Genomic DNA, 26,759 nt, shown 5'->3' with positions numbered 1-26,759 from the left:
GGGCTTGCGTACAGTCTTGTTGCCAAACGAAGCGCCATTAGAGCGCGGATAGCAATGAAGTTGCCAAAAGAAATTCGGCTAAGGCGGCAGAAAACGTTACCCTATGCAACTGAATTTCCCGCACTTGCCTGAGGTTACCTCCGTGTTCTCCCAATTCGCCCTGCACGAACGCCTGCTTAAAGCCGTGGCCGAGCTTAACTTTGTCGAGCCAACCCCGGTGCAGGCCGCGGCCATCCCCCTGGCCCTGCAAGGGCGTGACCTGCGCGTGACCGCACAGACCGGCAGCGGCAAGACCGCAGCTTTCGTGCTGCCACTGCTCAACCGCCTGGTCGACCTGCGCGAGCGCCGTGTGGAGATCCGCGCGCTGATCCTGCTGCCGACCCGTGAACTGGCCCAGCAAACCCTCAAGCAGGTGCAGCTGTTCTCGCAGTTCACCTACATCAAGGCCGGCCTGGTCACCGGTGGTGAGGACTTCAAGGAACAGGCCGCCATGCTGCGCAAGGTGCCGGACGTGCTGATCGGTACCCCCGGTCGCCTGCTGGAGCAACTGAATGCCGGTAACCTCGACCTGTCCCATGTGCAGGTGCTGATCCTCGACGAAGCCGACCGCATGCTCGACATGGGCTTCGCCGAAGACATGGAGCGCCTGTGCAAGGAGTGCGAGAACCGCCAGCAAACCCTGCTGTTCTCGGCCACCACCGGCGGCGCGGCGCTGCGCGACATCATCGGCAAGGTGCTGAAAGACCCGGAGCACCTGATGCTGAACAGCGTCTCGCAGCTGGCCGAAGGCACCCGCCAGCAGATCATCACCGCCGACCACGACCAGCACAAAGAGCAGATCGTGCAGTGGCTGCTGGCCAACGAGACGTTCGACAAGGCCATCATCTTCACCAACACCCGCGCCCTGGCCGACCGCATCTACGGCCACCTGGTGGCCAAGGATGTGAAGGCCTTCGTGCTGCACGGCGAAAAGGACCAGAAGGACCGCAAACTGGCCCTGGACCGCTTCAAGCAGGGCAGTTCCAAGGTGCTGGTGGCCACCGACGTGGCCGCCCGTGGCCTGGACATCGACGGCCTGGACCTGGTGATCAACTTCGACATGCCGCGCAGCGGTGACGAGTATGTGCACCGCGTGGGCCGTACTGGCCGTGCCGGTGGCGAAGGCCTGGCGATCTCGCTGATCACCCACAACGACTGGAACCTGATGTCGAGCATCGAGCGCTACCTCAAGCAGCAGTTCGAGCGCCGGGTGATCAAGGAAGTCAAGGGCACCTACACCGGGCCGAAGAAGGTCAAGGCTTCGGGCAAGGCGGCTGGCAGCAAGAAGAAAAAGGTCGAGAAGAAGTCGGGTGACAAGAAGGCCGCGGCCAAGCGCAAGCCAACCGCCAAGCCTAAGGCCAATGCACCGCTGGCCAGTTCCGATGGCCTGGCGCCGTTGAAGAAGCGCAAGGCGGCGGCGGAATAATCGGCGCCCCTCACAGGCTGATGCGTTCTTTGCAGGAGCGGCCTTGCGTCGCGAAAGGGCTGCGCAGCAGCCCCGAGATTCCCGCACTGACGCATCCATCCGGGGGCCGCTTTGCGGCCCTTTCGCGACGCAAGGCCGCTCCTACAGGGCGCACGCCGGCGGCAAGCGGTCAGTCAGCCTTGTTCTCTGCCGCTTTCAGCTCCTTGATCCGCTTGTCGATCAGCTGACACTTGTCGGGCAAGTCCTTGCTCGCCGTTCCCAGCTCCATTCCTTGCAGCTCGTCATTGATCTCCTTGGCCTTCTGCGGGTTCTGCTCGGTCAGCTGGGTAACCAACCCGGCCAGCTCTTCACGTTTCTGCGTCGCTTCCTCCGGCGTGCAGGCCCAGACGGGCAGGGCGCAGACCAGGGCCGTGGCGCAGGCAATGGGCAGCAGCGGTTTCATCCTTTGTACCTCCGGGGTGGTGATGCCCGGTGGAGGTATGCGCCTGGCCGTTAGTTCAGCGCCTTCGACCGATGGCCATACACCAGGGTTAACCGAGCCTTGGTCGATGGTCGGTCAGGTTGGTTCCGCTTCAAGCCGTAGTCCTTTTCCCAAAGCGTTCTGAAGCTATTGAAGAGCGATCGATTGCCCCCTAGCCTCGGCTTGAGTCAGGAGGTATCGTATGTACATATGTAAATACAGGGTGTCCCATGTTCTTTGAATGGGACGAGGCGAAGAACCAGATCAATATTCGCAAGCATGGCATCGATTTCAGCGATGTACCGGATATGTTCAATCATCCGATGCTGATTCGTCGCGATGACAACCCGGACCATGACGAAGAGCGCTGGGTCTGCCTGGGCTGGCTGAAGTGTCTGATAGGCGTGGTCGTGTACACGGAGAGGCAGGGTGATGTCATTCGAATCATTTCTGCACGCAAAGCCACCAGATGGGAGGCCAAACATTATGACCAAAGCATCGAAAACTGATTGGAGTCGCCTGGCCGGACAGGACGACCGAGCTATTGATACCTCGGATATTCCGGAACTGGATGAAAATTTCTTCCGCGAGGCTGAATTGCGAGTGCCAGCCAAGCAGGCAGTGACCATTCGCCTGGATTCCGATGTCCTCGCCTGGTTCAAGGGGCAGGGTAGCGGCTACCAGACCCGGATCAATCAGTTGTTGCGCCAGTACATGCAGGCGCAGCAGCGTCAACGCTGAGATCTTTCGGAACGCTTGGCAGTCACGACGGGTCCCACCCTGTGTACCCCTTCCGTCCACAGCAGGAGCCCATAGCCATGAGCATCGCCTACGACTGGGACCTGATCGAACGCTTGCTGCACGAAGTGCAGAACGGCGCCGGTCACAGCTTCACGCCACGCCCTTATGCCGAGCAGCACGCTGCGGCACTGGCCGCCAAGGGTGAGCCGGTGGGCGACCTGGACCACCTGAAAACCCGTGCCTGCGAATACGAAAAGCTGCTGTTCGAACGTGGCTACATCGAAAGCCGCCCCGAAGAGGATGGCGGCAACGGTGAGAATTTCGTGCTGACCGAACGCGGTTCGCGGCTGATGAGCCTGATCGACAGCAGCATCCCCGGCTTCGAGCACCCGCGCCAGGTGCTCGACGAGCAGGAGGATGCGCTGGACGAAACCACCTTCGAGCAGGTGTCGGCGAAGGCGCAGATTGCCTGAGGTCGTTTTGAGGCTGGCAAGGGCAGCCCTGGAAACCCGATAATCGGTAGCTTCCGAACACTGCCGAGCCCTTGCCCATGCCCATGATTACCCCGAAGGCCCGCCGATGAGCGCGGTCCGCAAGAACCCCGACGCCTTTGCCTTGCAGGTGATGCTGGGGCTGTGCCTGATCTGGGGCTGCCAGCAGGTGCTGATCAAGACCGCCGCTGTCGATATCGCGCCAGTGATGCAGGCGGCGCTGCGCAACGGCATTGCCGCCGTGCTGGTAGGGCTGATGTTGTGCTGGCGCGGCGGTTGGGGCCAACTCGGCAGCACCTGGCGTGCCGGGGTGTTGGCAGGTGGCTTGTTCGGCCTTGAGTTTCTGTTCATTGCCGAGGGGCTGAAGCTGACTTCGGCGGCGCACATGTCGGTGTTCCTCTATACCGCGCCGGTGTTCACTGCCTTGGGCCTGCATTTCCGCCTGCCCAGCGAACGCCTGCGGTTGCTGCAATGGCTGGGGATTCTGCTGGCCTTCGGCGGCATCGCCACGGCATTCGCCGGTGGCATGTCGTTCGAGCAGATGGATGGCCGTACCCTGCTGGGGGATGCCTTTGGCGTGATTGCCGGCCTGGCCTGGGGGGCGACCACCGTGGTGGTGCGCTGCTCGCGGCTGTCGGAAGCGCCCGCCACCCTGACCCTGTTCTACCAACTGGCGGTGGGCTTTGCCGGGCTGCTGCTGATTGCCTTGCTCAGCGGGCAGATCGGTGCGGTGGCGTTGACCCCGCTGGCAATCGGTAGCGTGCTGTTCCAGGGCATCGTGGTGTCGTTCATCAGTTACCTGACATGGTTCTGGTTGCTGCGCAAATATCTGGCGTCGAACCTGGCGGTATTTTCGTTCATTACCCCGCTGTTCGGGGTCACCTTTGGCGTGTTGCTGCTGGACGAGCCGTTGAGCATGAACTTCGTGATCGGCGCGTTGATGGTGCTGCTGGGCGTGGTCCTGGTGAGTGCCGAGCCGTGGGTGAAACAGCAACTGCGGCGGTTTGTCGGTTGAATTGCCGCCGTTGCCGGCCTGTTCGCGGATGAAACGAACAGGCCAGCACGGTAACAGCTATCAGGATGTGATCCTGGCCTGGCAGGCATTGTCCTGCTGTGCATTACCCGCCAGTTGCACCAGCCCACCGGCCACCACCAGCCCAGCCGCCGCCAGCATCAGCGCGGGTTGCAGCCCGCCACTGTAATGGCTGCTCAGCGCCGCCAGCAGCGGCCCGCTCAACTGCCCCAGGGCAAAGCACGCCGTCAGCAACCCGGCATTGCGCTGTGTCGCGTGCGGCGCCAGCTCTCGCGAACGTTGCATCACCAACTGCATGCAAGCCAGGAATGGCGCGCCACACAGCACCACGCCCAAGGCCAGCCCGACACCCCCGCCAATCAGGCAGGCCAGCACACCCAACCCTTGCAACCACAGGGTGACGGTCAGCCAGGTCGAAGTACGCCCGCCGCGGCGCAGGCTCACCAGCAGTACACCCAGTGCCGCCGCCAGGCCGAACGCCGGCCAGAACAGGTCGGCCAGCCACTGCCCGTGAAACTGCTGGCTGGCCATCTGCGACAGAAAGGTGGCCGGCAGGATGTAACCCACGCCATACAGCGCATACACCAGCCCCAGGCGGCTGATACCGGCATGGCGCGGGCCCTGCTGCGCAGACGGTGCGGGCGCTGCCTGCAGTGCCTGGGGTAGCCAGGGCCTGATCGCCAGCAGCATCAGCAGTGCCGCCACGGCATAGATCAGCCACAGCGCTGCCGAGCCCAGCCCCAGCCGATGTGCCAGCAGTGCCAGCAAGCCGCTCAGTGCGATGCCCAGGCCGGGCCCGGCGAATACCAGCGCACCCAGGCGCTGGCGGTTATGGGCATTGGCCAGTTGCTGGCTGAGGCTGGTGATCATCACCAGTACCCAGGCGCTGGCCACGCCAGTACCGAAGCGCAGCAGCAAGTGGCCCCAGAAGCCGTCGGCAGCCCAGGAGGCCAGGGTCAGTACCACGCACAGCCACAGCCCACCCTGCAGGCGCAGGCGCACTTGGCCAGGCGAGCGGGCGAACATCGCATCGAGCGCGCCGAGGAAGTAGCCCAGATAGTTGGCCGCGGCCACCAGCCCGGCCGCCGTCAGGTCGAACTGGCCCTCGGCGATCAGCTGCGGCAGCTGCGGGGTCAGGGCGAAACGGCCAATGCCCATGGCCATCATCAGCGCCACGGCGCTGGCCAGCAGTTGAATGAGTGGCGACATCACAGGTCTCCTGCACGGTGGAAGCGATGACCGGCAGGTTAGGGCGGTTTCATTTTCAATAAAATTGAATAATGATGATCAAGTTGTTCTGTTTTGGAGAATGCCGTGGAATTCAGCCAGCTGCGTATCTTCCAGGCCGTGGCCGAGGAGGGCTCGCTCACCCGCGCCGCAGAGCGCCTGCACCGCGTGCCATCGAACCTGTCGACACGCTTGCGCCAGCTTGAAGAACACCTGGGCGTCGAACTGTTCCTGCGGGAACGCCAGCGCCTGCAGCTGTCGCCGGCGGGCAAGGTGCTGCTGGACTATGCCCAGCGTCTGTCCGCCTTGCGCGACGAGGCCCAGGCCGCCGTGCGCGGCGGCCAGCCAGCCGGGGATTTTGTGCTGGGGACCATGTACAGCACGGCGGCCACGCATCTGCCGGGGCTCTTGGCGCGTTATCACCAGGCCTATCCAGCGGTGAACCTGCAGGTGCGTGCGGCGCCCAGTGGCGAGCTGCTGGAGGGCCTGCTCAACCACAGCCTTGATGCTGCGCTGGTGGATGGCCCTCCAAGCCTGGCCGGGCTGGATGGGGTGCCGCTGTGCGACGAGCAACTGGTGCTGATCACCAGCCCCGAGCACCCGCCGGTGCACACGGCCCGGGACGTGGCGGGCAAGGCGGTGTTCACCTTCCGCCAGGGCTGCTCGTACCGCATGCGCCTGGAGGCCTGGTATGCCCATGCCCATACGCCGATGGGCCGGGTGATGGAGATCGAGTCGTACCAAAGCATGCTGGCCTGCGTGATCGCCGGTGCGGGGGTGGCGCTGATGGCCCAGTCGATGCTTGATAGCCTGCCCGGGCGTGACCGGGTGCGGGTACACCGCTTGCAGGCGCCGTTCGATCAGGCGGTCACCTGGTTGATGTGGCGCCAGGGGATGCGCGGGGCGAATTTGCAGGCGTGGATCGACCTGCAACAAAGCGAAACGATTAACCAGTTGTCGGAATGCCCCGTTACGGCTTGATCCGTATCAAAATGGCCCGTATCTGTAGGCACAGAGGCATGCGTTATACAGAACATGGGGCTATGATCTGTATGAAACATCGCAGGATTGAATTGCCGTGAGGCTGACCCGTCAAGGGGGCATTATGAATAAACCACTGTCCAACTGGCTCCACGACCTGGCTGTCGCCTTGGGGCTGATCCCGCCACCCCTGCAGCCGGTACCGATCCCGACTGATGAAGAGCAGCGCAAGCGCCAACCGCGTCGTCGCTGATACAGACAAAGGCCGCTGCACCTGTGCGGGTGCAGCGGCCTTCTTGTATCTGGTCCATGGATAACGCCTGTACCGACGCCAGGGCCGGTACAGGCGGTCGATCAGGCCAGCTTCACCGCCGTCACCGCTTTGCGCGACAGCAGGCTCACCAGCACGAAGCTCACCAGGCCGACCACCAGGCTGTAGTAGATCGGGGTGTTGGCCTCCAGGCCGTCCAGGAACATGAACAGCAACGCGGTGGCAAAGCCCAGCGACATGCTGGCGATGGCCCCGGCGGTGGTCGCGCGCTTCCAGAAGATCGCCCCGATCAGCGGGATCAGCATGCCGCCGACCAGCAGGTTGTAGGCCAGGGTCAGGGCGCTGATCACGTCGTTCACCACCAGCGCGATGCCCAGCACCACCAGGCCGGTGAGCAGGGTGAACAAGCGGCTGACGGCCAGGCTCGATTGTTTGCCGCCACGCAGCTTGGGCAGCAGGTCTTCGGTCAGGGTGGTCGACGCGGCCAGCAGGCCGGCGCTGGCGGTGGACATCATCGCCGCCAGCGCCGCTGCCATCAGCAAGCCACGGATGCCATCGGGCAGGGTGGTCTTGATCATTTCGGCAAAGGCGTTGTTCGGGTTGGCCAGGTCGGGCATCAGCACATGCGCGGCCATGCCGATGGTGGCGCAGGCCAGGCCGTACAGCACGCAGTACACACCCGCGGTGGTGCCGGCACGCTGGCAGACCTTCTCGTCACGGGCAGTGAATACCCGCTGCCAGATGTCCTGGCCGATGAGGATGCCGAAGAAGTAGATCAGGAAGTAGGTGATGATGGTGTCCCAGCCAATGGTGGTCAGCTGGAAGCTGGCCGCCGGCAGCTTGGCCACCAGGGTGTCCCAGCCACCGGCCTTGTACAGGCACACCGGCAGCAGGATGAACATCAGGCCGACGGTCTTGATCACGAACTGCACGATGTCGGTGAGGGTCAGCGACCACATGCCGCCGATGGTCGAGTACAGCACAACCACGCCACCGCCGAGCAGCAGCGAGGCCCAGAATGGCAGGTCCAGCAGCACCTGCAGTACCGTGGCCATGGCCAAGGTCGAGGTCACCCCGATCATCAGTGCATAGGCCAGCATGATCACCGCGCTGGCCTGGCGTGCGGTGGGGTTGTAGCGCTGTTCCAGCACCTGGGTCACGGTGAAGATGCGCAGGCGCAGCAGGGGTTTGGCCAGGAACAGGTTCAGCGCGATGATACCCAGGCCCAGGGCGGCACACAGCCAGAAGCCGGAGATGCCGTGCACATAGCCCAGGCGTACGGTGCCAACGGTGGAGGCGCCACCGAGCACGGTGGTGGCCATGGTACCCATGTACAGCACCGGGCCGAGGTTGCGCCCGGCAACCAGGTAGTCTTCGTGGGTTTTCGCGCGGCGCATGCCATACCAGCCAAGCCCGAGCATGCCGGCGGTGTAGATCATTACAACAATGATGTCCAAGGCCATTGGGGGTCTCCCGATTATCTTTATTATGGCGAGATCGACCACCCGGGCGGGTTCACGGCGCCCGGCGGTCCTGTCGTGTGTTGGCGGGCCTCAGTGGCCCTCCCTCATGGCTCCTGCCGGGGTGTAGCAAGTACTGCGGCCGCCTCTGCAAAGGCGCCGTGTATCCGGTCAGCGGCGCACTACGCCTGGAAGCACGCAGAGCATCTCGAACAGCAGGTTGGCACCGAGCAGCGAGGTGTTGCCGGTGGTGTCGTAAGGCGGGGAGACTTCGACCAGGTCACAGCCGATCAGGTCCAGGCCGTGGCAGCCGCGAATGATCTCCATCGCCTGGATAGTGGTCAAGCCGCCGATTTCCGGGGTGCCGGTGCCCGGCGCCCAGGCCGGGTCGATGCCATCGATGTCGAACGACAGGTACACCGGGCCGCCGCCGACCTTTTCCCGCACTTCGGCCATCAGCGGTACCAGCGACTGGTGCCAGCACTCTTCGGCCTGGACCACGCGGAAGCCCTGGCGGCGGCTCCAGTTGAAGTCATCGGCGGTGTAGCCCTGGGCGCGCAGGCCGATCTGCACCACGCGCTCGCAATCGAGCAGGCCTTCTTCCACGGCACGGCGGAAGGTGGTGCCGTGGGCGATCTTTTCGCCGAACATGTGGTCGTTGACGTCGGCGTGGGCATCGATGTGCACCAGGCCGATCTTGCCGTGCTTCTTGTGCAGCGCGCGCAGGATCGGCAGGGTGATGGTGTGGTCGCCGCCCAGGGTCAGCGGGATGATGTTGTGCTCGAGGATCTCGTCATACGCTTCTTCGATGATGCGCACGGCGTCCAGCAAGTTGAAGGTGTTGATCGCCACGTCACCGATGTCGGCCACCGACAGCGAGTCGAACGGGGCGGCCCCGGTGGCCATGTTGTACGGGCGGATCATCACCGATTCGGCGCGGATCTGCCGTGGCCCGAAGCGGGTACCGGAGCGCAGCGAGGTGCCGATGTCCAAAGGTACGCCGATGAACGCGGCGTCCAGGCCTTGGGCAGTTTGCAGGTGGGGAAGGCGAAGCATGGTGGCGATGCCGCCGAAACGCGGCATTTCGTTGCCGCCCAGTGGTTGGTGGAGAATCTTGTCCACGGTGGGCCTCATCAGTCGGTCGATTGTTCTGTTTGTTCGAACCTGTGCCGCCGCACGCCTGTTGGTTGACGGCGGGCAGGGCCATTTCGGCCAAGTCTGCTGAAGGCGCTGCCGGGGACAAATCGCTGCCGGCAAATACTTAGTTCAGGAATTTCTGAACTGAACGCGTGCACAGCGGTTAGACTGCGCGCAAATACCGTTGTGGAACCGTTGCACCATGGCCTCGACCTTGCCCGACCTGAAACTGCTGCGCATCTTCGTCAGCGTGGTACGCCACCAGGGTTTCGCCAACGCCCAGCGCGAGCTGAACCTGTCGACTTCAGCCATCAGTACCTACATGAGCCAGCTCGAAGGTGCCCTGGGCATCGTCCTGTGCCACCGTGGCCGTGGCGGCTTCAGCCTCACCAGCAAGGGCGAGCTGTTCCACCAGGAAACCCTGCGCCTGCTGGCCGAGCTGGACGGTTTCGAACAGTACGCCGCTGCGCTCAAGGGCGAGTTGCGCGGCACGCTCAACCTTGGCGTGATCGACTCCACGGTCGGTGACCGGGCCTTGCCGCTGGCCGAAGCCATCGGCGCCTATAGCCAGGAACACCCGGCGGTGCACCTGCACCTGTCGGTGTCCAGCCCTTACGAACTGCAACTGGGCGTGCAGGACAATCGCCTGGACTTGGCCATCGGGGCGTTTTCCTCGCGCATGAGCGGGCTGCTGTATCAGCCGCTGTACCGCGAACAGCACTGGTTGTACTGCAGCAGCCGCCACCCGCTGTATGGCGAGCGGCGAATCCCCGAGCAGGTGGTGACCCAGCAACGCATGGTCGGGCGCGGCTACTGGAGCCAGGCCGAGCTGGCCCGGCATGGCTTCAAGCACAGCGCGGCGACGGTGGAAAGCATGGAAGCGCAGCTGATCCTGATTCTGTCCGGCGCCTACATCGGCTACCTGCCCGAACACTATGCCCAGGCCTGGGTCGACAAGGGCGACCTGCGCGTGCTGTCGCCATCCACCTTCGGTTACCAGGCGCCGTTTTCGTTGATCATCCGCCGTGGGCGCAGCCGTGAACCGCTGATCCAGACCTTCCGCGACCTGTTGAAAAGCCAGCTCAACGTCGGCTGATAGACACGGCGTTGATAACATTCCGTCGGGACGCCTTAAATTCCTGCAAATGCGGGCCGCTAAACTGATAGCGCTCTGCTACATATCAACTTGCGCTGATGATTTTTCCCCTAAATTATCCTGCAAGGATCGCCCAAGATGCGCATGAACTTGCCCGTCACTGAGCACGAAAGAACCTTCTCAAGCGATCAACGCCTGATATCCACCACCGACCTCAACAGCCGCATCACCTACTGTAACGACGCCTTCGTGGCGATCAGCGGTTTCACCTACGACGAGCTGGTCGGCCAACCGCATAACCTGGTGCGTCACCCGGACATGCCGCCAGCCGTGTTCGGCCATATGTGGGACACCATCAAGCAGGGCAAACCGTGGATGGGCGTGGTCAAGAACCGGGCGAAGAACGGCGATTTCTACTGGGTCAGCGCTTATGTCACGGCGATCTACGAGCAGGGCCGCATCAGTGGCTACGAGTCGGTGCGCTCGGTGCCCACGCGCGAGCAGATCCGCCGCGCCGAAGCGCTGTATGCACGCTTGCGGGCCGGCCGTGCGCCGGTGCCGTGGGCGGCCCGCCTGGGGCATGGCCTGGGCCACGGCTGGCCATTGATCGGGGCTGGCCTGCTGTCGGCGGCAGGCTACCTGTGGCTGCCGCCTTATGCGGCGCTGGGCGTGCTGATGGCCAGCCTGCTGCTGGCCTGGTACCTGGTCGAGCTGCGCCAGAACCAGGCCATTCGCCGTACCTTGGCCGAACACCCCAAGGCCTTCACCAGCCCGCTGGTGGCGCTGACCTACAGTGACAACCCTGGCCTGCAGGGCCAGCTTGACCTGGCCATCATCAGTGAAGAGGCCCGCCTGCAAACAGCCCTGACCCGCCTGGTCGATGCTGGCGTCGGGGTGAAGTCACGGGCCGCGCAGTCGGCTGGCCTGTCCGATGCCCAGGCGCAGATGCTCGACCGCCAGCGCAACGAGACCGACCAGTCCGCCACCGCCATCGCGCAGATGGCGGCGACCATCCAGCAGGTCACCCACAATGTGCAGAGCACGGCGCACGCTGCCGGCGATGCCGACCAGCTGGCGCAGCAGGGCAGCGAGCTGGCGCTGCAGAGCCTGAAGGCCATGGGCAGCATGAGCGATGCGGTGAATGACATCGGCCAGGCGGTCAATGCCCTGGCCGAACAGACCCAGTCGATTGGCAGCGTGGTCGATGTGATTACCTCGATCGCCGAGCAGACCAACCTGCTGGCGCTCAACGCGGCCATCGAGGCGGCCCGCGCCGGCGAGCAGGGGCGCGGCTTTGCCGTGGTGGCGGACGAAGTGCGCTCACTGGCCCAGCGTACCCGCGCGTCGACCGAGGAGATCCACCAGATCATCGCCTCGTTGCGTGCCGGGGCCGAGCGCGCGGTGAGCACTGCCAGCCGTGGCGAACAGATTTCCCGCGATAGCGTGCACAGTGTCGAGGCGGTGCAGGCAGCGTTGAGCGGTATTGCCCAGGCGGTCAGCCGGATCACCGGCATGAGCCAGCAGATGGCGACTGCGTCGGAGCAGCAGAGCCATGTCGCCGAGGACATCAACCAGCAGATCGTGCGGATTGCCCACCTGTGCGACGAGAGCGCCGGGCAGGCCAGGCAAGGTGCGGAAATCAGCCAGGACCTGGAGCGCATGGCCGAGTACCTGTACAGCCTGGCCGAGCGTTTCAACCGCTGAGCTGGCCGGGGCCGCTTTGCCGGCCCCGGGTTTGTGGCAAACTGCTCCGGCCAAGGAGAAGCCCATGCCCAGACCCCGCTGCGAGCGCTGCCAGCGCCCGCTCGACCATTGCCTCTGCCCACGGATCCCGGCACTCGACAGCCGCACCCGCGTCGTCCTGCTGCAGCACCACAGTGAAACCAACCATGCGCTCAACACCGCGCGCCTGGCTGCCCTGGGCCTGAAAAATGCCGAGTTGCGGGTCGGCGAAGTGTTCGAGGGCCTGGACGCATTGCTGGCGACGCCCGGCTATCGGCCGGCCCTGTTGTTCCCCGGCGACCAGGCCCGGGTGCTGGCGCCTTACCAGCAGGCGCACGACGAACCCTTGCTGCTGATCGTGCCTGACGGTACCTGGCGCAAGGCGCGCAAGCTGTTGTACCTGAACCCGCTGCTGGAGGCGTTGCCGAGGGTGACGCTGGGGGCTGTTGCGCCGTCGCGCTATCGGTTGCGCAAGGCGCCGGAGGCGGGGGCGTTGTCGACCATCGAGGCGGTGGTGGGGGCATTGAATGCACTGGAACAACCGGCCAGCTTCGATGCGCTGCTGGCGCCGTTCGAGGCATTGATCGAGGGGCAGATCAAGGCCATGGGTGTCGAGACATACCAGCGTAACCACGGCACCGAGTGAAACGGGGGGCCGCAAAGCGGCCCCCGGCAATCGCAAACCGATCAACGCATCTCGGGCAAACGCGCCTCGGTGGTCACTTCGGTAGAAGCCAGCGCCTCCGGCGGCAGCGAAATGCGTTGCTTGCTCAACAGCTCGCCCATGGTCGCCAGCACGCGGTAACGCGAGAATTCCTCGGTATAACGCACTTCGGTGTAGCGGCGGTCGGCGTTGTACAGCTCGTTTTCACTGTCCAGCACGTCCAGCAGGGTACGCTGGCCCAGGCCGAACTGGTCCTGGTAGGCAGCACGCACGCGCTTGGTCGTTTCGGCGTATTCACGTGCGGTCGGCAGCTGCTTGCTGGCGTTGTTCATGGCGTTCCACGCCAGGCTCAGGTTCTCGGTCAGCTCACGCAGGGCGTTGTTGCGGATGTCCAGGGCCTGGTTGATCTTGTGCGCGTCGGACTGCAGGCGAGCCTTGTCGCTGCCGCCGCGGAACAGGTTGTAGTTCATCTCCACGCCGGCCTGCCAGTCGTTGTTGTTGTGGCCTTTCTCGCCGCCGGTGTTGTTGTTGGCACCGGTGGCCAGGATGGCGTCGAAGCGTGGGTAGAAGGTCGACTTGGCCACTTCGTACTGCTTCTCGGCAGCGTTGACATCAGCCTGGGCCGACTTGATGTACGGGTTGTTCTGGCGCATGCCCTCGCGTGCTTCCTCGAGGTTGGCAGGCATTGCCACCTTGATCGACGGCGGGGCTTCCAGCTCGTCCGGCATGCGCCCGACCACGCTGAAGAAGTTGGCCTCGGCGTCGGCCAGGTCGACTTCGGCGGTGTCCAGGTTGTTTTCCGCCAGGGCGCGACGTGCACGGGACTGGTCGAGGTCGGCGGTGCTGCCGACACCGCGCTCGTTGCGCAGGCCGATCTGGTCGTTGACCCGCAGGTGGGCTTGCAGGTTGTTCTTGGCCAGGGTGACCAGCTCACGGCGCTTGAGCACTTCCAGGTACACCTCGACTGCACGCAGGGCAACATCCTGGGCTACGGCCTGGGTGTAGTAGGCGCGAGAGGTCGAAACCGCTTCGGTGCGGCCCACTTCATTGGAGGTGTTGAAGCCGTCGAAGATCATCTGCCGCAGGCGCAGCTCGGACTGGGTGTAGTTGAGGGTTTCCTTGTTGTGGTTGCCCTGGGCACGGGTGCTGGTGTTGTCCGAACGCTGGCGGCCATAGCCAGCGACCAGGTCCACGGAAGGGTAGTAGCCACCACGCGCAAATTTCACATCCTCATCGGCCGACAGCTTGCTGTTGCGGTTGGAGCTGATTTGCGGATGGTAGTCCACGGCGTTTTGGACAGCCTCGGTGATCGACATCGCCTGTACGTTGGCACTCGCCAGGGCCAACAGTAACGCACTGGTGATGGGGTTCAAAACGCGCATGGTACATCTCCCTGATCCTGGAATTGATCCTGCTGCTCGCCAAAAAAATGACGATAAAGTTATCGCACATAGTGTTGCAGGTTTTTAACGTCACAGCTAAGTAGATTCATCACGATGAATAAGAAGATTTATTCATATCAAAAAGCCATGTAAGGCCCGATAAGTCTAACAAACAAAGTTTCGTGCACGCTTCAAGGCGCCGAGGCGAGCCGTTAAACCCAGTAAATACGGGGCTCTGCGCGGGTTCCAGAATGATTTCGGATAAACAGCACAGCCGCTAGGCGAAATTGATATTTGGCGACAAAATATTGTCACTTCGGCCTGCGAAGGGTCTTCTGGCTGAGGATGTACAGGCTGACCAACACTGCGCTGGCCAGCATGAAGCTGCGAGCCCAGAACAAGGGGACCAGGTAGCATGACAGGCCGATACTGGCCCACATCAGGCCGATGGCGTAGAGCTTGCCCTTGAGGGGAATGCCTTCACCACTGAGGTAGTCGCGAATCCACGGCCCGAGCTTGGGGTGGTGGACCAGCCAGTGGTGAAAGCGCGGCGAGCTGCGGGCAAAGCAGGCCGCCGCCAGAAGCAGGAATGGGGTGGTCGGCAATACCGGCAGGAAGATCCCCAACACCCCCAGCGCAACGCTGAGCCAGCCGGTGGCCAGCAGCACGTAGCGCACAGGCGACTCAGTGGTGGCGAGGCTTGAGCAGCGCCGGTTTTTCGTCAGGAGCGTGCAGCAGCAGGAACAGCGCCGTCAGCGCTTCAGGGATCTGTACGATCATGTCGTCCTGCAGGTTGGGGTTGCTGGCGATGTCGGCGAATTCCGGCTGCTCGTCGAACAGGCCCGAGCCGACCATGATCGGCAGCAGCATCTCGCTGACTTCTTCTTCGGCGTTCTCGAACCAGGCCTCTTCACGCAGGAACACGCCTTCCATGAAGCCGATGCACCAGCCGCGCAGGTCGGAATCGTCCGGCTCGTCGGTCAGGTCGAGTTCGCACGGCAGCTCGAACTCGTCGTCACTGGCCAGCTGGCGGGCGATGTGTGCCTTGAGCGCCACCAGGGTAGCTTCGATCTCGGTGCGCTGGGCCTCGCTGGCGTAATGCGGTTCTTCGGCGAACAGGGCGTCGATCCACTCGCGCTCCGGCACCTCCTCAGCGTTGATCGACAAGGCGGTGAGGTAGCCGTGGGCGGCGACGTAGTCCAGCGCTTCTTCGTGCAGCTCGTCGGCGTCGAGGAAGGTTTGCAGGCGGGTCAGTTGCTCGGCGAAGGACATTACGGGGCTACCTTGGGGAATAAACGATAACGAATTCTAGCACCTTGCGGCGGCGGCGGGGGAAAGGGAACGTCTATCACCGTGTGCCCTGCGCGGTGCGGTGCTGCGGTATACTCCGCGATTTTTCATCCAGGCGCAGGTTTTGCCGGCTGCCTGGCAAAAACCGCTTACGCATTTGGCGTGTGCGGGGCGGGTTTTTCGTCCAGCCTGTGTCCAGGATGGTACGGCGATTTGTGGAGTTGCACATGCTCGAACAGGCTCAGCGCGTTCTCAAGGACGTCTTCGGCTACGACAGTTTCCGCGGGCGCCAGGCAGCGATCATCGACTGCGTGGCCAATGGCGGCGATGCCCTGGTGCTGATGCCCACCGGTGGCGGCAAGTCGTTGTGTTTCCAGGTGCCGGGGTTGCTGCGTCCGGGCCTGACGGTGGTGGTCTCGCCGCTGATCGCGCTGATGGACGACCAGGTTGCCACGCTCGATGAACTGGGGGTGCCGGCCGCCGCCCTGAACTCCACGCTGACCCCCGAGCAGCAGCGTGATCTGGCCGGGCGCCTGCGCCGCGGTGAAGTGAAAATGCTGTACCTGGCGCCGGAGCGCCTGGTGCAGCCACGCATGCTCGACTTCCTGCGCGACCTGGACATCGCCCTGTTCGCCATCGACGAAGCCCACTGCGTGTCGCAATGGGGGCATGATTTCCGCCCCGAGTACCTGCAACTTGGCCAGCTGGCCGAGCTGTTCCCGCATGTGCCGCGCATCGCCCTCACCGCCACGGCCGACATGCGCACCCGCGAAGAGATCGTGCAGCGCCTGCACCTGCAAGGTGCCGAGCGCTTCCTGTCGAGCTTCGACCGGCCCAACATCTTCTACCGCATCGTGCCCAAGGAGGCGCCGCGCAAGCAGCTGATGGCCTTCCTCGGCGAACGCCGTGGCAACGCCGGCATCGTTTACTGCCTGTCGCGCAAGAAGGTTGACGAAACCGCCGCCTTCCTCTGCGACCAGGGCTTCCCGGCGCTGCCTTATCACGCAGGCCTGCCTGCCGAGACGCGCGCGGCCAACCAGCACCGGTTCCTCAACGAGGAAGGGCTGATCATGGTCGCCACCATTGCCTTCGGCATGGGCATCGACAAGCCCAACGTGCGCTTCGTCGCCCACCTCGACCTGCCCAAGTCGCTGGAGGCGTACTACCAGGAGACCGGCCGTGCCGGGCGTGACGGCCTGCCGTCCGATGCCTGGATGGCCTACGGCCTGCAGGACATGGTGATGCTCAAGCAGATGCTGCAGAACTCCGAAGGCGACGAGCGCCACAAGCGCATCGAGCAGCACAAGCTCGACGCTATGCTGGCGCTGTGCGAAGAAACCCGCTGCCGGCGCCAGGCGCTGCTGGCCTATTTCGATGAAACCCTCGAACAGCCGTGCGGGCACTGCGACAACTGTGTCGACCAGGTGCAGACCTGGGACGCCACCGAGCCGGCTCGCCAGGCGCTGTCGGCAGTGTTCCGCACCGGACAGCGCTACGGCGTCGGCCACCTGGTCGACGTGCTGCTGGGCAAGGACACCGAGAAGGTACGCAATTTCGGCCATGAGAAACTCTCGGTGTTTGGCGTCGGCAAGGGCCTGGCCGAGGTCGAATGGCGTTCGCTGTTCCGCCAGTTGGTGGCGCGTGGCCTGGTCGATATCGACCTGGAAGGCTATGGCGGCCTGCGCCTGTCCGACAGCTGCCGGCCGCTGCTGCGTGGCGAAGTGACCTTGCAGCTGCGCCGCGACCTCAAGCCGCAGACCAGCGCCAGGCCTTCGTCGTCCGGCGGTGGCAGCCCGGCCAGCCAGCTGGTGCGTGCCGAGGAGCGCGAGCTGTGGGAGGCGCTACGCACCTTGCGGCGCAAGCTGGCCGAGGAACACAGCGTGCCGCCCTACGTCATCTTCCCCGATTCGACGCTGCTGGAGATGTTGCGCAGCCAGCCGGTCAGCCTCAGCGACATGGCCCAGGTCAGCGGCGTGGGGGCGCGCAAGCTGGAGCGTTATGGCCAGGCCTTCCTCGAAGTGCTGAACAACAGCGGCGGCACCGACGAGGCGCCGAAAGTGGTGCTCGACCTGCGCCACGAACTGGTCAGCCTGGCCCGCGCCGGCATGACCCCGGCGCAGATCGCCGGGCAGCTCGATTGCAGCGAAAAGAACGTCTACAGCCTGCTGGCCGAGGCGCTCGGCCGCCAGGAGCTGAGCCTGGAACAGGCCCTGGACCTGCCGGAAGACCTGATGATGGAAGTGCAGGATGCCTTCCTCGACGGCGAGGGCGAGCTGCCGCCGGTGTCGGCCGTTGCGCCGTTGTTCGGTGGCCGCGTGCCGGAAGGCGTGCTGTATTGCGTACGGGCGGCACTGGCGGCGGAGTTCGAGCTGTGACCGGCGCCAGGCTCGACGGCAGTGCCCTCTACTGACCTTTGTCATGTTTTTGCACGATAATCGGCCAGTCACCAAGGCCCGAGCCTTGCCTCGTGGAGCGGGCCATGGTTAGCTGCCTAATAATTAGATCTGTTCAATGAGTTGCTTATGCCCCTGACCGACAATCAACACCGCTTCGGCATGCAGCTGGCCCAGATGTCCCGGGGTTGGCGTGCCGAGCTGGACCGCCGCCTGGCCGGGCTCAACCTGTCCCAGGCGCGTTGGCTGGTGTTGCTGCACCTGGCCCGTTTCGAAGAGGCCCCGACCCAGCGTGAGCTGGCCCAGAGCGTGGGTGTCGAAGGCCCGACCCTGGCGCGCCTGCTGGACAGCCTGGAGGCGCAGGGGCTGGTGCGCCGGCAGGCAGTGCTGGAGGACCGGCGAGCGAAGAAGATCGTGCTGTGCCCGCCGGCCAAGCCACTGATCGACCAGATCGAGACCATTGCCAACCAGCTGCGGGTGGAGTTGTTCACCGGGGTGGATGAGGCGGACCTGCAGGTGTGCATGCGGGTGCATGCCAGGATCCTGGCCAACCTGGAGAAATCCTGAGGGGCCCTGGGGCCGCCTGGCGGCCCATCCAGGCCGCTCACAGGAGTACGCGATCCCTGGAGCGGCCTGGTGTCGCGATGGGCTGCAAGGCAGCCCCGACGGTTCAGAAGGTATGTCCCAGGTTCAGGTACACCGCCTGCTCATGCGCGCTGTTGGCACCATAGGTGAAATTCAACGGCCCCAACGGCGTCTCCAGCCCCAGGAAGATGCTTGCCGCGTTGATGTAGCCGCTGTCGAACGCGTTGTCGTTGTTCCACGCCCGCCCACGTTCCAGTGACCCGCCGAGGTACAACGGGAAGTCCAGCGGCAGGTAGGCCCGTGGCGTCAGGCGGCGATAATAGACCATGCGCAGCAGGCTCACGTTCTGCCCGGACACCGAGTCCTGGCGGAAGCCGGACAGCTCTCTCGCCCCACCCAGCACGAAGCTCGACGTGACCACTTCGGTAGCGTCCAGCGTGCGCCCGTAGCGGCCACCCAGCACGAAGGTGTTCGGCCCGCTGCTGATGGCCTTGTCCAGGTTGAACAGCCACTGCCGGTAATCCTGGTCGGAATCCAGCGACTTGTCGTAGTTGCGCAAGGTCAGGCCAATGTCCTCGCCGCGATGCGGGAAGTACACGTTGTCGAGGGTGTCGAACGAGTACTTCAGCTCGTAGAAGCCTTCGTTGAAACTGACCTTGGGCAAGTCCTGGTCGCCAATGCGCACCTCGGCCTCGCCCCAGGCCTTGCCCACGCCCAGGCGCACCTCGCCGTTGGTGCCGATCTGCCGGCCCACGTTCAGGCCAAAACCGTAGCGTTCCAGGCGGTACTCGGCGATGGGGTCGTTGTCCAGGGTCGCTTCGATGTTCTGCGAATTGAAGTCCAGGTACGGCGCGATGAAATAGCGCGAGCCCACGTCCAGCGGCTGGTAGAACTCGCTATAGAGTTCCTGCTGGTCGCCGATCTGGCCACGCGTCAGCCATTCGGCGCCGAGGCTGTTGATGCCGTTGACCCGGTAGCTGGCGCCCAGGTTGAAGGCGCTGTCGCCGCGCAGGTCGTCCGACAGGTTGAGGCCCAGGCGCAGGTAGTCGGTGCCACCGCGTCGGCCGCGGGCGTTGATCACCAGGGTGTTGTCATCACCCTTGTGGACCACGCGATATTGCACCCGGTCGAAGTAGTCCAGGCCATACAGCGTGCCCATGTCGGTCTGCAGCCGGTCCAGTTCCAGCGGCGCATCGATTGGCTGGCGGATGTACGAACGGATGACCTCGTCGCTGACCTTGGAGTCGTTCTCGATCCGGATTGCGGTAATCACCGGGGTGCGCTGGCGTGGCGAGCGGGCCACCGCCAGGCTGCTGTCGGCCTCGGGCTGGCGCAGGGCGGCGAGGCGAGCATCGAGCAGGCGGGTCGCGCGGTAGCCGGCGTCGATCATCTCCCGCGCGCGGCCGAAGTCGGTGACACCAAAGGCGGCCAGCGGCGGCTGGACGAGAATGTCGTCGCGGTGCAGGCTGGCCAGCTGCTCGTCCGAGTTGCGTCGGGTCATCAGGGTGATCGACTGGTTGAGCACGTCGACCACCGTGGCCAGTTGCTTGCGGTCACGCAGCGGGGTGCCGATGTCGACGACGATGGCCAGGTCCACGCCCATTTCGCGGGCCACGTCCACGGGGATGTTGTCGACCATGCCGCCGTCCACCAGCAGCCGGCCGTCCAGTTCGACCGGGGCGAACACCGCCGGGATCGACATGCTGGCGCGGATCACCTGGGGTAGGTGGCCACGGCTGAACACCACTTTTTCGCCACTGGCGATGTCGGTGGCCACTGCCCGGAAAGGAATCGGCAACTTGTCGAAGTCGCGGGTGTCGGCGGTGTGTGCCAGCTTGCTTTCCAGCAACAAGGACAGGTTCTGGCCCTGGATCACGCCCAATGGCAAGCCCAGGCTGCCATCGTCGCGAAAGCTGAGTTTCTGCTTCACCAGGAAGTCGCGGTCATCCTGCTTGCGCCGGAACGGCACGTCCTTGCGCGGCGGGGCATCGGACAGCGCCTGTTGCCAGTCGAGGGTGGTGGCGAGCTTTTCCAGCTCTTCGACACTGTAGCCCGAGGCGTACAGGCCGCCGATCACCGCGCCCATGCTGGTGCCGGCGATGGCGTCGATGCGCACGCCCTGTTCCTCCAGGGCCTTGAGCACACCGATGTGGGCCAGGCCGCGGGCTGCGCCACCGGACAGCACCAGGCCGACCTTGGGCCTGGCCGGTTCGGCAGCGCCAACCGTGAAGGCGGTGAGGGCGAGCAGCAAACAGAACAGCAAACGGCGCATCGTGAGTCTCAAACCGTGGGCTAAAGACCGCTAGTATAAGCGGCCACTCACCTGGAGACGTTGCACCATGGCCGACAGCAAACCCGAAATCGTGATCACCTATTGCACCCAGTGCCAGTGGCTGCTGCGTGCGGCCTGGCTGGCCCAGGAACTGCTCAGCACCTTCGCCGATGACCTCGGCCGGGTGGCGCTGGAGCCGGGCACCGGGGGGATCTTCCGCATCACCTGCAACAGCGTGCAGATCTGGGAGCGCAAGGCGGACGGTGGCTTCCCGGAGGCCAAGGTACTGAAGCAGCGGGTGCGTGACCAGATCGACCCGCAGCGTGACCTGGGGCACAACGATCGCTGATCAGTTGCCCTCGGCCGCGGGCCGATGCCGGGGTGCCTGCTCGGCGGCCAGGCGGCTGGACAGCACGATGGCGAAGATGATCAGCGCGCCGCCCAGCAGCATGCGCAGGGTCGGGGCTTCGGCGAACACCACCCAGGCCACTGCAATGCCGTAGACCGGCTCCATGCCGAACACCACGGCGGCGGTGCGCGCCTTGATCACCGCCAGGCTGGCGACGAACAGGCTGTGGGCGACAGCGGTGCAGAAGATGCCGAGCAGGGCGATCCACAGCCAGTCCCGGCTGGCTACGTCGGCCAACTGCGGGCCCGCGAACGGCAGCAGGCACAGGCCCACCACCAGGTTCTGCCACAACGCCGCCTGCACCGCCGGCAGGCGCCCGGAACCGGCGCGGTTGGTGAGCGACAGCAAGGCGAACAGCAGCCCCGACAGCAGTGCCCAGAGCAGGCCGCCGGTGGCCTGGCTGGCCAGGTCGAACGCTGGGGTGACCAACACCAGCCCGATGCTCACCAGCAGCACCAGCATGGCTTCGTTGCGGCGGATACGCTCGTGGAACAGCAAGCCCTCGAGGATCACGGTAAAGGCCGGGAAGCTGGCAAAGCCGAGGGTGGCAATGGCCACGCCAGCGACTTTCACGGCGACGAAAAAACTGACCCAGTGGCCAGCCAGCAGCACGCCGCCAAGCAGCAGGCGGCGGCCATCCTGGCCGCTCAGGCGTTGCCAGCCCGGGCCGCTCAGGCTGGCGAACAGGGCCAGGGCGAGCACGGCGAAGGCAGCGCGGCCGAACACGATGATCGCCGGGCTGGCGCTGGTGGCCAGCTTGCCGAAGACGCCGGTGAGGCCGAAGAACAGCGCGCCAATGTGCAGGGCGCCGAGGGCGGTGCGGTGATTCATGGAGGGTCCTTGCTCAAGATCTTTGCTGACAGTGCCGGTCCCGCGCAGTGGCCGGCCCAGGCTCAGTGTAAAGGCTCAGGCCAGCACGTTCTGTCGCCAGGCTAGTGCGCGTTGTCGCCAGACTCTCGCCGCAATGCCAGCGGTGTGCAACCAAACGCCCGCAACATCGCCGCTGAAAACGCACTCTGCGAGCTGTACCCCACCTGCGCCGCAATCTCGCCCATCGGCAACAAGGTCTGCAGCACCAGCCGCCGCGCCTTGAGCAAGCGCCGCTGGCGCACGTACTCCATCGGCGTCATGCCGCATTCGGCAATAAAGCGTGCATGCAGGCGGGTGCAGGACAACCCGGCGATGCGTGCCAGGTCGGCGACCTGCAGCGGATAGGCGGCATGCTGCTCGATATGCGCATCGAACGCCGCATACGGCAGCCGCTGGCAGGCGCCGCTGCTGGCAGCTGCCGTGGAGGAGGTGAGGCTGGCCAGCAGCAGCGCCGCGCCTTGCCGGGCAATCAGCGGGTCGTGCACCGGGCTGGCCGCCAGCCAGTCCACCAACTGTTGCTGACGCTCATTCAGGCCCAGGGCGGCGGGGCGGTCCAGCAAGCGGCGGCTGGCATCGGCATGCTCGCCCAGTTGTTCGCACAACCAATGTTCCCCGGGTACATCCAGCACCAGGCAATCGCTGCCGCCGGTGCTGGCGCAGGTATGATGGGCACCCGCCGGTACCACCACCAGCCCCTGCCGATCGATCCCGGCGCCATGCCCCTGGACCTCGAACTCCAGGCGGCCGCGCAGGCCGAACACCAGTTGCGGATGTTCGTGGCTGTGGGCGATCAGGCTGTGGCGGTAATGGCGCAGCGAGAGGATCGGGCCGCTCATGGGAATGTCCTGGCAGGGCAGGCATGCATTGTGCCTGAATCGCGGCAGCCCATCACTCGTCACGGTATTGCCACGGCACTGTCATCCGCGCCTGCCAGTCTCCAGCAAACTGCGCCGGAGCCTGCCCATGACCCATGCCGAACTGTCCCGTCCCTCGCGTAAGCAGCGGGTGCGAACCTTGTGGATCTCCGATGTGCACCTGGGTACGCGTGATTGCCAGGCCGAACACCTGGCGCAATTCCTCAAGGGCTACCAGGCCGACCGCATCTACCTGGTGGGCGATATCATCGATGGCTGGAAGCTGCGCGGCGGGATCTACTGGCCGCAGGCCCACACCAACGTGCTGCGCCGCCTGCTGACCATGAGCAAGCGCGGTACCGAGGTGGTCTACGTCACCGGCAACCATGACGAATTCCTGCGCCGTTATTCCAGGCTGGTCCTCGGCAATATCCAGCTGGTGGACGAAGCCGAGCACCTGACCGCCGATGGCCGCCGGCTGCTGGTGATCCATGGCGACCAGTTCGATGTGATTACCCGTTACCACCGCTGGCTGGCGTTTCTTGGCGACCGTGCCTATGAATTCACCCTGGTGCTCAACCGCTGGCTCAACCATTGGCGGGCTCGTTACGGTTATGGTTACTGGTCGCTGTCGGCCTACCTGAAGCACAAGGTAAAAGGGGCGGTGAACTTCATCAGCGACTTCGAGGATGCCATTGCCCACGAGTGCACCCGTCGCGGTTTTCATGGCGTGGTGTGTGGGCATATCCACCATGCCGAGATTCGCCGGGTAGGAACGGTGGAGTACCTCAATTGCGGCGATTGGGTGGAGTCGTGCACCGCGTTGATCGAGCATTGGGATGGCACCATCGAGCTGTACCGGTTGGCCGAGGCGCAGGCGCGGGAGGCCCGGGCGGCTGAGGCGCTACGGGAGCCGACGTAAGGCCTGGGGCCCCAGAAAACCTACAGGCTGATCTTGCCCAGCAGGACATCCCTGAACATCACGAAATCCCCTATCAGGCTGTACAGCGGATGGGTAAAGGTCGCCGGCCGGTTCTTTTCGAAAAAGAAATGCCCAACCCAGGCAAAGCCGTAGCCGCACAGGGGCACGGCCAGCAGCAACGCCCATTTGCCACTGCCGATGGTATAGGCCAGCAGGGCGATCACCAGGCTGGTACCGACGAAGTGCAGGCGGCGGCAGGTCGGGTTACTGTGCTCTCCCAGGTAGTACGGATAGAACTCGGCAAAACTGCGAAACTGCGCTGTGCGGTTCATGGCACTGCTCCGGCAGATACTTTTGGACAGGATGCACGGCGTGGAGCCTGATTCGAGTCTAGAGTGACTGGCGGTGCCTTCCAGTGACAATAGGCGCCAATTGAATATCCTTGGGGTTCACCGCAGGAGCGGTCTGCATAAGAAGCCTGTCATGAGCGAAAGAACCACGTCAGCCTGCTGGGCAACTGGGATCGTGAAGGCACTCGAGCTGGAAGGGCTGGACTGCCGGGCCATGTTCAAGCAACTGGGCCTGGACTTCGCCGCCCTCGATGACCCCGATGCGCGCTTCCCGCAGGACGCCATGACCCGCCTGTGGCAACTGGCGGTGGAACTGTCGGGCAACGAGGCCATCGGCCTGAACATGGCGCGGGTGGTGCGCCCGGCGTCGTTCCATGTGGCAGGTTATGCGTTGATGTCCAGCCGCACCCTGGCCGAGGGTTTCGAGCGCCTGGTGCGGTACCAGCGCATCATTGCCGAAAGCTGCGACCTGAGCTTCGTCGCCGACCCCGAAGGCTATTCGCTGATCCTCACCGTGCACGGCGACCATCTGCCACCTACCCGGCACAGTGCCGAAGCGTCGCTGGCCTGCGGCCTGGCTTTGTGCTCATGGCTCAGCGGCCGCCCGGTGCAGCCGCGCCGGGTGCTGCTGCAGGGGCCGCAACCCAAGCATATCGAGCCTTACAAGCTGGCGTTTCGTGCCCCGCTGGTGTTCGGCGCGGCGCACGATGCGCTGCTGTTCGAGCGGGCCGACATGGAGGCAGCGCTGCCCACCGCCAACGAAGCCATGGCGGTGCTGCATGACCGTTTTGCCGGGGAATACCTGGCGCGTTTTTCCGAAACCCGGGTCACCCACCGGGTGCGCCAGGTACTGTGCCGCATTCTGCCCCAGGGCGAGCCCAAGCGCGAAACCCTGGCGCAGGCGCTGCATCTGTCGCAGCGCACCTTGCAGCGGCGTCTGCAGGAAGAGGGCACCAGCTTCCAGGCATTGCTTGACGAAACCCGGCGCGAGCTGGCCGAGCAGTACCTGGCCCAGCCGGGCATGACCCTGCTGGAAACCGCCTACCTGCTGGGCTTTGCCGACCCCAGCAACTTCTACCGGGCGTTCCGCCGCTGGTTCGGCGCCACGCCCAGCGAGTACCGTGCCCGCCGTGGCGCGCCGGCCGAGACGCTCAGTGACGCCAGAACGCTGGCATACACAGCACTAGCACGGTGATGATCTCCAGGCGACCGAGCAGCATGCCGCTGGCGAGAATCCACTTGGCGGCGTCCGGCAGGCTGGCGTAGTTGCCTGACGGGCCGATCACTTCACCCAGGCCTGGGCCGACCCCCGAGACCGTACCGGCAGCGCCGGTCAGGGCGGTCATCCAGTCCACCCCCAGCAGCGACAGCAGCAGCGCCATCACGCAGATGGTAATGGCGAAGAAGAACGAAAACGTCAGGATCGAGCGTACGATTTCTTCGTCGAGGCGGTGGCCGTTGTACTTCTGCTTGATGACGGCGCGCGGGTGGATCAGCTGGTTGAGGCTGGCCTTGAGCAGGATGTAGGCGACCTGGAAGCGGAAGATCTTGATGCCACCGGCAGTCGAGCCGGAGCAGCCACCGACGAAGCCCAGGTAGAAGAACAGCATCAACGAGAAGTTGCCCCACAGGCTGTAGTCACCCAGGGCGAAGCCGGTAGTGGTGACCACCGAAGTGACATTCAGGGCCACGTGGCGCAGGGCGTCGAGCCAATGCAGCTGGGTGGTGGCCCAGTACCAGGTGCCGAGCACCAGCCAGGTGGTCACCAGCATGCCGAGCAGGCCCTGTACCTGCTGGTCGCGAAGCAGCGCCTTGCGGTTGCCGCGCAGGGTCGCCACGTACAGGGTGAACGGCAGACTGCCCATGATCATCACCACCACCGCGACCCAGTGCACGGCGGGGATGTCCCATTTCGCCAGCGACTGGTCGGAGGTGGAAAACCCGCCGGTGGAGATCGCCGACATGGCGTGGTTGATCGCATCGAACGGGCTCATGCCGGCCCACCAGAAGGCCAGCGCGGCGAGGATCGAGAAGCCGACGTAGACCCCGACGATGGACTTGGCGACCATGTGCGAGCGGGGCATGACCTTCTCCGAGCGGTCTGACGATTCGGTCTGGAACAGGCGCATGCCACCGATGCGCAGCAGCGGCAGGATCGCCACCGCCATGGCGATGAAGCCGATGCCGCCGAGCCAGTGCAGCATCGAGCGCCACATCAGGATCCCCGGTGACATGCTGTCGAGCCCGCTGAGCACGGTGGCGCCGGTGGCGGTGATGCCCGACATGCTTTCGAAGAAGGCGTCGGTGTAGCTGATGTGCTGGGTCAGCAGGAAGGGCAGGGCGGCGAACACGCACACCACCAGCCAGCTGCTGACGGTCAGCAGGTACATGTCGCGCGGGCGCAGGTGGACGTGTTCGGGGCGGCCCTGGACCACCAGGGCCAGACCGGCGATGAAGGTGATCAGGCTGGACCAGAGGAACGAAGGCATGTCAGCGGTGCGTTCGAAGATCACCAGGGTCGTCATTGGCACGGCCATGCTGACCGCGAGGGTAATCAGGAAGATGCCGATGATGAAACCAATGATCCTTAAGGTCGGCAACGCCATGTGATCTGCTCTGACTCGAAACGGAAGGGCGCCATTCTACCTATGGGTCTGGTGATGTAAACGCTAGAATGGCGCCAC

General features: G+C 64.4%; 27 protein-coding genes. 15 read left to right on the top strand and 12 right to left on the bottom strand.

Translation table 11 applies throughout. The features are described from left to right. Positions 1 to 103: 103 nt before the first annotated feature. On the top strand, positions 104 to 1,465 hold the full coding sequence (locus ACJA3S_RS18420; protein ID WP_406819519.1) for a DEAD/DEAH box helicase: 1,362 nt from the start codon (positions 104 to 106) through the stop codon (positions 1,463 to 1,465). 169 nt (positions 1,466 to 1,634) lie between these two features. Here the strand turns inward: ACJA3S_RS18420 and ACJA3S_RS18415 are convergent, their stop codons facing one another. Then, complete coding sequence (locus tag ACJA3S_RS18415; protein WP_406819518.1) at positions 1,635 to 1,907, bottom strand: hypothetical protein; 273 nt, start codon at positions 1,905 to 1,907, stop codon at positions 1,635 to 1,637. A gap of 248 nt (positions 1,908 to 2,155) precedes the next feature. Between ACJA3S_RS18415 and ACJA3S_RS18410 the strand changes: the two genes are divergently transcribed. The 4 genes from ACJA3S_RS18410 to ACJA3S_RS18395 all read left to right on the top strand — a co-directional run bounded on the left by ACJA3S_RS18410 (position 2,156) and on the right by ACJA3S_RS18395 (position 4,172). After that, positions 2,156 to 2,434, top strand: coding sequence for a BrnT family toxin (locus ACJA3S_RS18410; protein ID WP_406819517.1), 279 nt, complete (start codon positions 2,156 to 2,158; stop codon positions 2,432 to 2,434). After that, positions 2,412 to 2,666 carry a BrnA antitoxin family protein gene (locus tag ACJA3S_RS18405; RefSeq protein ID WP_170031305.1) on the top strand — a complete coding sequence of 85 codons (255 nt, stop codon included), beginning with the start codon at positions 2,412 to 2,414 and terminating at the stop codon, positions 2,664 to 2,666. The genes ACJA3S_RS18410 and ACJA3S_RS18405 overlap by 23 nt, the downstream gene beginning before the upstream one ends. Before the next feature lie 77 nt (positions 2,667 to 2,743). After that, on the top strand, positions 2,744 to 3,139 hold the full coding sequence (locus ACJA3S_RS18400; protein WP_225778760.1) for a transcriptional regulator: 396 nt from the start codon (positions 2,744 to 2,746) through the stop codon (positions 3,137 to 3,139). A gap of 106 nt (positions 3,140 to 3,245) precedes the next feature. After that, positions 3,246 to 4,172, top strand: coding sequence for a DMT family transporter (locus tag ACJA3S_RS18395; protein WP_406819516.1), 927 nt, complete (start codon positions 3,246 to 3,248; stop codon positions 4,170 to 4,172). A 60-nt stretch (positions 4,173 to 4,232) separates the two neighbouring features. Here ACJA3S_RS18395 and ACJA3S_RS18390 read toward each other — a convergent pair whose 3' ends face one another. Continuing rightward, positions 4,233 to 5,399, bottom strand: coding sequence for an MFS transporter (locus tag ACJA3S_RS18390; protein ID WP_406819515.1), 1,167 nt, complete (start codon positions 5,397 to 5,399; stop codon positions 4,233 to 4,235). Positions 5,400 to 5,504: 105 nt separating this feature from the next. Between ACJA3S_RS18390 and ptrR the strand changes: the two genes are divergently transcribed. Both ptrR and ACJA3S_RS18380 read left to right on the top strand, forming a co-directional pair. Next, entirely contained in the window at positions 5,505 to 6,398 is an 894-nt protein-coding gene (ptrR, locus tag ACJA3S_RS18385) for a putrescine utilization regulator PtrR (protein ID WP_406819514.1), read from the top strand. Positions 6,399 to 6,522: 124 nt separating this feature from the next. Beyond that, positions 6,523 to 6,651, top strand: coding sequence for a PA1414 family protein (locus tag ACJA3S_RS18380; protein ID WP_009683677.1), 129 nt, complete (start codon positions 6,523 to 6,525; stop codon positions 6,649 to 6,651). 101 nt (positions 6,652 to 6,752) lie between these two features. On the opposite strand, the gene ACJA3S_RS18375 is transcribed toward ACJA3S_RS18380, so the two are convergent. Continuing rightward, positions 6,753 to 8,132 carry a sodium:solute symporter gene (locus tag ACJA3S_RS18375; RefSeq protein ID WP_170031295.1) on the bottom strand — a complete coding sequence of 460 codons (1,380 nt, stop codon included), beginning with the start codon at positions 8,130 to 8,132 and terminating at the stop codon, positions 6,753 to 6,755. 168 nt (positions 8,133 to 8,300) lie between these two features. Continuing rightward, the gene (gene speB, locus ACJA3S_RS18370; protein WP_170031293.1) at positions 8,301 to 9,251 is read right to left on the bottom strand and encodes an agmatinase; all 951 of its coding nucleotides are present in this window, start codon (positions 9,249 to 9,251) and stop codon (positions 8,301 to 8,303) included. Between the two features lie 217 nt (positions 9,252 to 9,468). Here speB and ACJA3S_RS18365 point away from each other — a divergent pair, with 217 nt between their 5' ends. The 3 genes from ACJA3S_RS18365 (at position 9,469) to ACJA3S_RS18355 (ending at position 12,730) form a co-directional block, all read left to right on the top strand. Next, positions 9,469 to 10,362 (top strand): LysR family transcriptional regulator, encoded by an 894-nt coding sequence (locus ACJA3S_RS18365; protein ID WP_051099419.1) that lies wholly within the window; start codon positions 9,469 to 9,471, stop codon positions 10,360 to 10,362. A gap of 138 nt (positions 10,363 to 10,500) precedes the next feature. Beyond that, positions 10,501 to 12,066 (top strand): methyl-accepting chemotaxis protein, encoded by a 1,566-nt coding sequence (locus ACJA3S_RS18360; RefSeq protein ID WP_406819513.1) that lies wholly within the window; start codon positions 10,501 to 10,503, stop codon positions 12,064 to 12,066. Between the two features lie 64 nt (positions 12,067 to 12,130). Next, positions 12,131 to 12,730 carry a tRNA-uridine aminocarboxypropyltransferase gene (locus tag ACJA3S_RS18355; protein WP_406819512.1) on the top strand — a complete coding sequence of 200 codons (600 nt, stop codon included), beginning with the start codon at positions 12,131 to 12,133 and terminating at the stop codon, positions 12,728 to 12,730. Positions 12,731 to 12,771: 41 nt separating this feature from the next. Here ACJA3S_RS18355 and ACJA3S_RS18350 read toward each other — a convergent pair whose 3' ends face one another. From ACJA3S_RS18350 to ACJA3S_RS18340, 3 genes are all read right to left on the bottom strand, one after another. After that, positions 12,772 to 14,130: a TolC family outer membrane protein gene (locus ACJA3S_RS18350; protein WP_170031287.1), complete on the bottom strand. Its 1,359-nt coding sequence runs from the start codon at positions 14,128 to 14,130 to the stop codon at positions 12,772 to 12,774. A gap of 311 nt (positions 14,131 to 14,441) precedes the next feature. Next, positions 14,442 to 14,807 (bottom strand): YbaN family protein, encoded by a 366-nt coding sequence (locus tag ACJA3S_RS18345; RefSeq protein WP_170031285.1) that lies wholly within the window; start codon positions 14,805 to 14,807, stop codon positions 14,442 to 14,444. A gap of 7 nt (positions 14,808 to 14,814) precedes the next feature. Then, the gene (locus ACJA3S_RS18340; RefSeq protein WP_186688557.1) at positions 14,815 to 15,402 is read right to left on the bottom strand and encodes a YecA family protein; all 588 of its coding nucleotides are present in this window, start codon (positions 15,400 to 15,402) and stop codon (positions 14,815 to 14,817) included. A 245-nt stretch (positions 15,403 to 15,647) separates the two neighbouring features. Here ACJA3S_RS18340 and recQ point away from each other — a divergent pair, with 245 nt between their 5' ends. Together recQ and ACJA3S_RS18330 are read left to right on the top strand one after the other, a co-directional pair. Beyond that, positions 15,648 to 17,795 (top strand): DNA helicase RecQ, encoded by a 2,148-nt coding sequence (gene recQ, locus ACJA3S_RS18335; RefSeq protein WP_406819511.1) that lies wholly within the window; start codon positions 15,648 to 15,650, stop codon positions 17,793 to 17,795. Positions 17,796 to 17,942: 147 nt separating this feature from the next. Beyond that, positions 17,943 to 18,380, top strand: coding sequence for a MarR family transcriptional regulator (locus tag ACJA3S_RS18330; RefSeq protein ID WP_170031279.1), 438 nt, complete (start codon positions 17,943 to 17,945; stop codon positions 18,378 to 18,380). 103 nt (positions 18,381 to 18,483) lie between these two features. On the opposite strand, the gene ACJA3S_RS18325 is transcribed toward ACJA3S_RS18330, so the two are convergent. Then, positions 18,484 to 20,670 (bottom strand): patatin-like phospholipase family protein, encoded by a 2,187-nt coding sequence (locus ACJA3S_RS18325; protein WP_406819510.1) that lies wholly within the window; start codon positions 20,668 to 20,670, stop codon positions 18,484 to 18,486. A 67-nt stretch (positions 20,671 to 20,737) separates the two neighbouring features. On the opposite strand from ACJA3S_RS18325, the gene ACJA3S_RS18320 reads away from it, so the two are divergent. Further along, positions 20,738 to 21,019 carry a SelT/SelW/SelH family protein gene (locus ACJA3S_RS18320; protein WP_406819509.1) on the top strand — a complete coding sequence of 94 codons (282 nt, stop codon included), beginning with the start codon at positions 20,738 to 20,740 and terminating at the stop codon, positions 21,017 to 21,019. Here ACJA3S_RS18320 and ACJA3S_RS18315 read toward each other — a convergent pair whose 3' ends face one another. Together ACJA3S_RS18315 and ACJA3S_RS18310 are read right to left on the bottom strand one after the other, a co-directional pair. Continuing rightward, a complete protein-coding gene (locus ACJA3S_RS18315; RefSeq protein WP_406819508.1) occupies positions 21,020 to 21,910 on the bottom strand; it encodes a DMT family transporter in 891 nt (296 codons plus the stop codon). A 101-nt stretch (positions 21,911 to 22,011) separates the two neighbouring features. Next, entirely contained in the window at positions 22,012 to 22,785 is a 774-nt protein-coding gene (locus tag ACJA3S_RS18310) for an AraC family transcriptional regulator (RefSeq protein WP_406819507.1), read from the bottom strand. A gap of 127 nt (positions 22,786 to 22,912) precedes the next feature. On the opposite strand from ACJA3S_RS18310, the gene ACJA3S_RS18305 reads away from it, so the two are divergent. Beyond that, positions 22,913 to 23,725, top strand: a complete 813-nt coding sequence (locus ACJA3S_RS18305; RefSeq protein WP_406819506.1) for a UDP-2,3-diacylglucosamine diphosphatase — start codon at positions 22,913 to 22,915, stop codon at positions 23,723 to 23,725. Positions 23,726 to 23,745: 20 nt separating this feature from the next. On the opposite strand, the gene ACJA3S_RS18300 is transcribed toward ACJA3S_RS18305, so the two are convergent. Further along, complete coding sequence (locus tag ACJA3S_RS18300; RefSeq protein ID WP_406819505.1) at positions 23,746 to 24,057, bottom strand: Mpo1-like protein; 312 nt, start codon at positions 24,055 to 24,057, stop codon at positions 23,746 to 23,748. Positions 24,058 to 24,208: 151 nt separating this feature from the next. Between ACJA3S_RS18300 and ACJA3S_RS18295 the strand changes: the two genes are divergently transcribed. Continuing rightward, entirely contained in the window at positions 24,209 to 25,270 is a 1,062-nt protein-coding gene (locus ACJA3S_RS18295; RefSeq protein ID WP_406819504.1) for an AraC family transcriptional regulator, read from the top strand. On the opposite strand, the gene ACJA3S_RS18290 is transcribed toward ACJA3S_RS18295, so the two are convergent. After that, positions 25,227 to 26,681, bottom strand: a complete 1,455-nt coding sequence (locus ACJA3S_RS18290) for a TrkH family potassium uptake protein (RefSeq protein WP_170031266.1) — start codon at positions 26,679 to 26,681, stop codon at positions 25,227 to 25,229. The two genes, ACJA3S_RS18295 and ACJA3S_RS18290, sit on opposite strands and share 44 nt — an antisense overlap. Between the last annotated feature and the right edge of the window lie 78 nt (positions 26,682 to 26,759).

The sequence above is a fragment of the Pseudomonas sp. KnCO4 genome (assembly GCF_045344305.1).
Taxonomy (GTDB): domain Bacteria; phylum Pseudomonadota; class Gammaproteobacteria; order Pseudomonadales; family Pseudomonadaceae; genus Aquipseudomonas; species Aquipseudomonas anuradhapurensis.
Note: the sequence above shows the minus strand (reverse complement) of the source record. Positions and strands in the feature narration are given on the sequence as shown.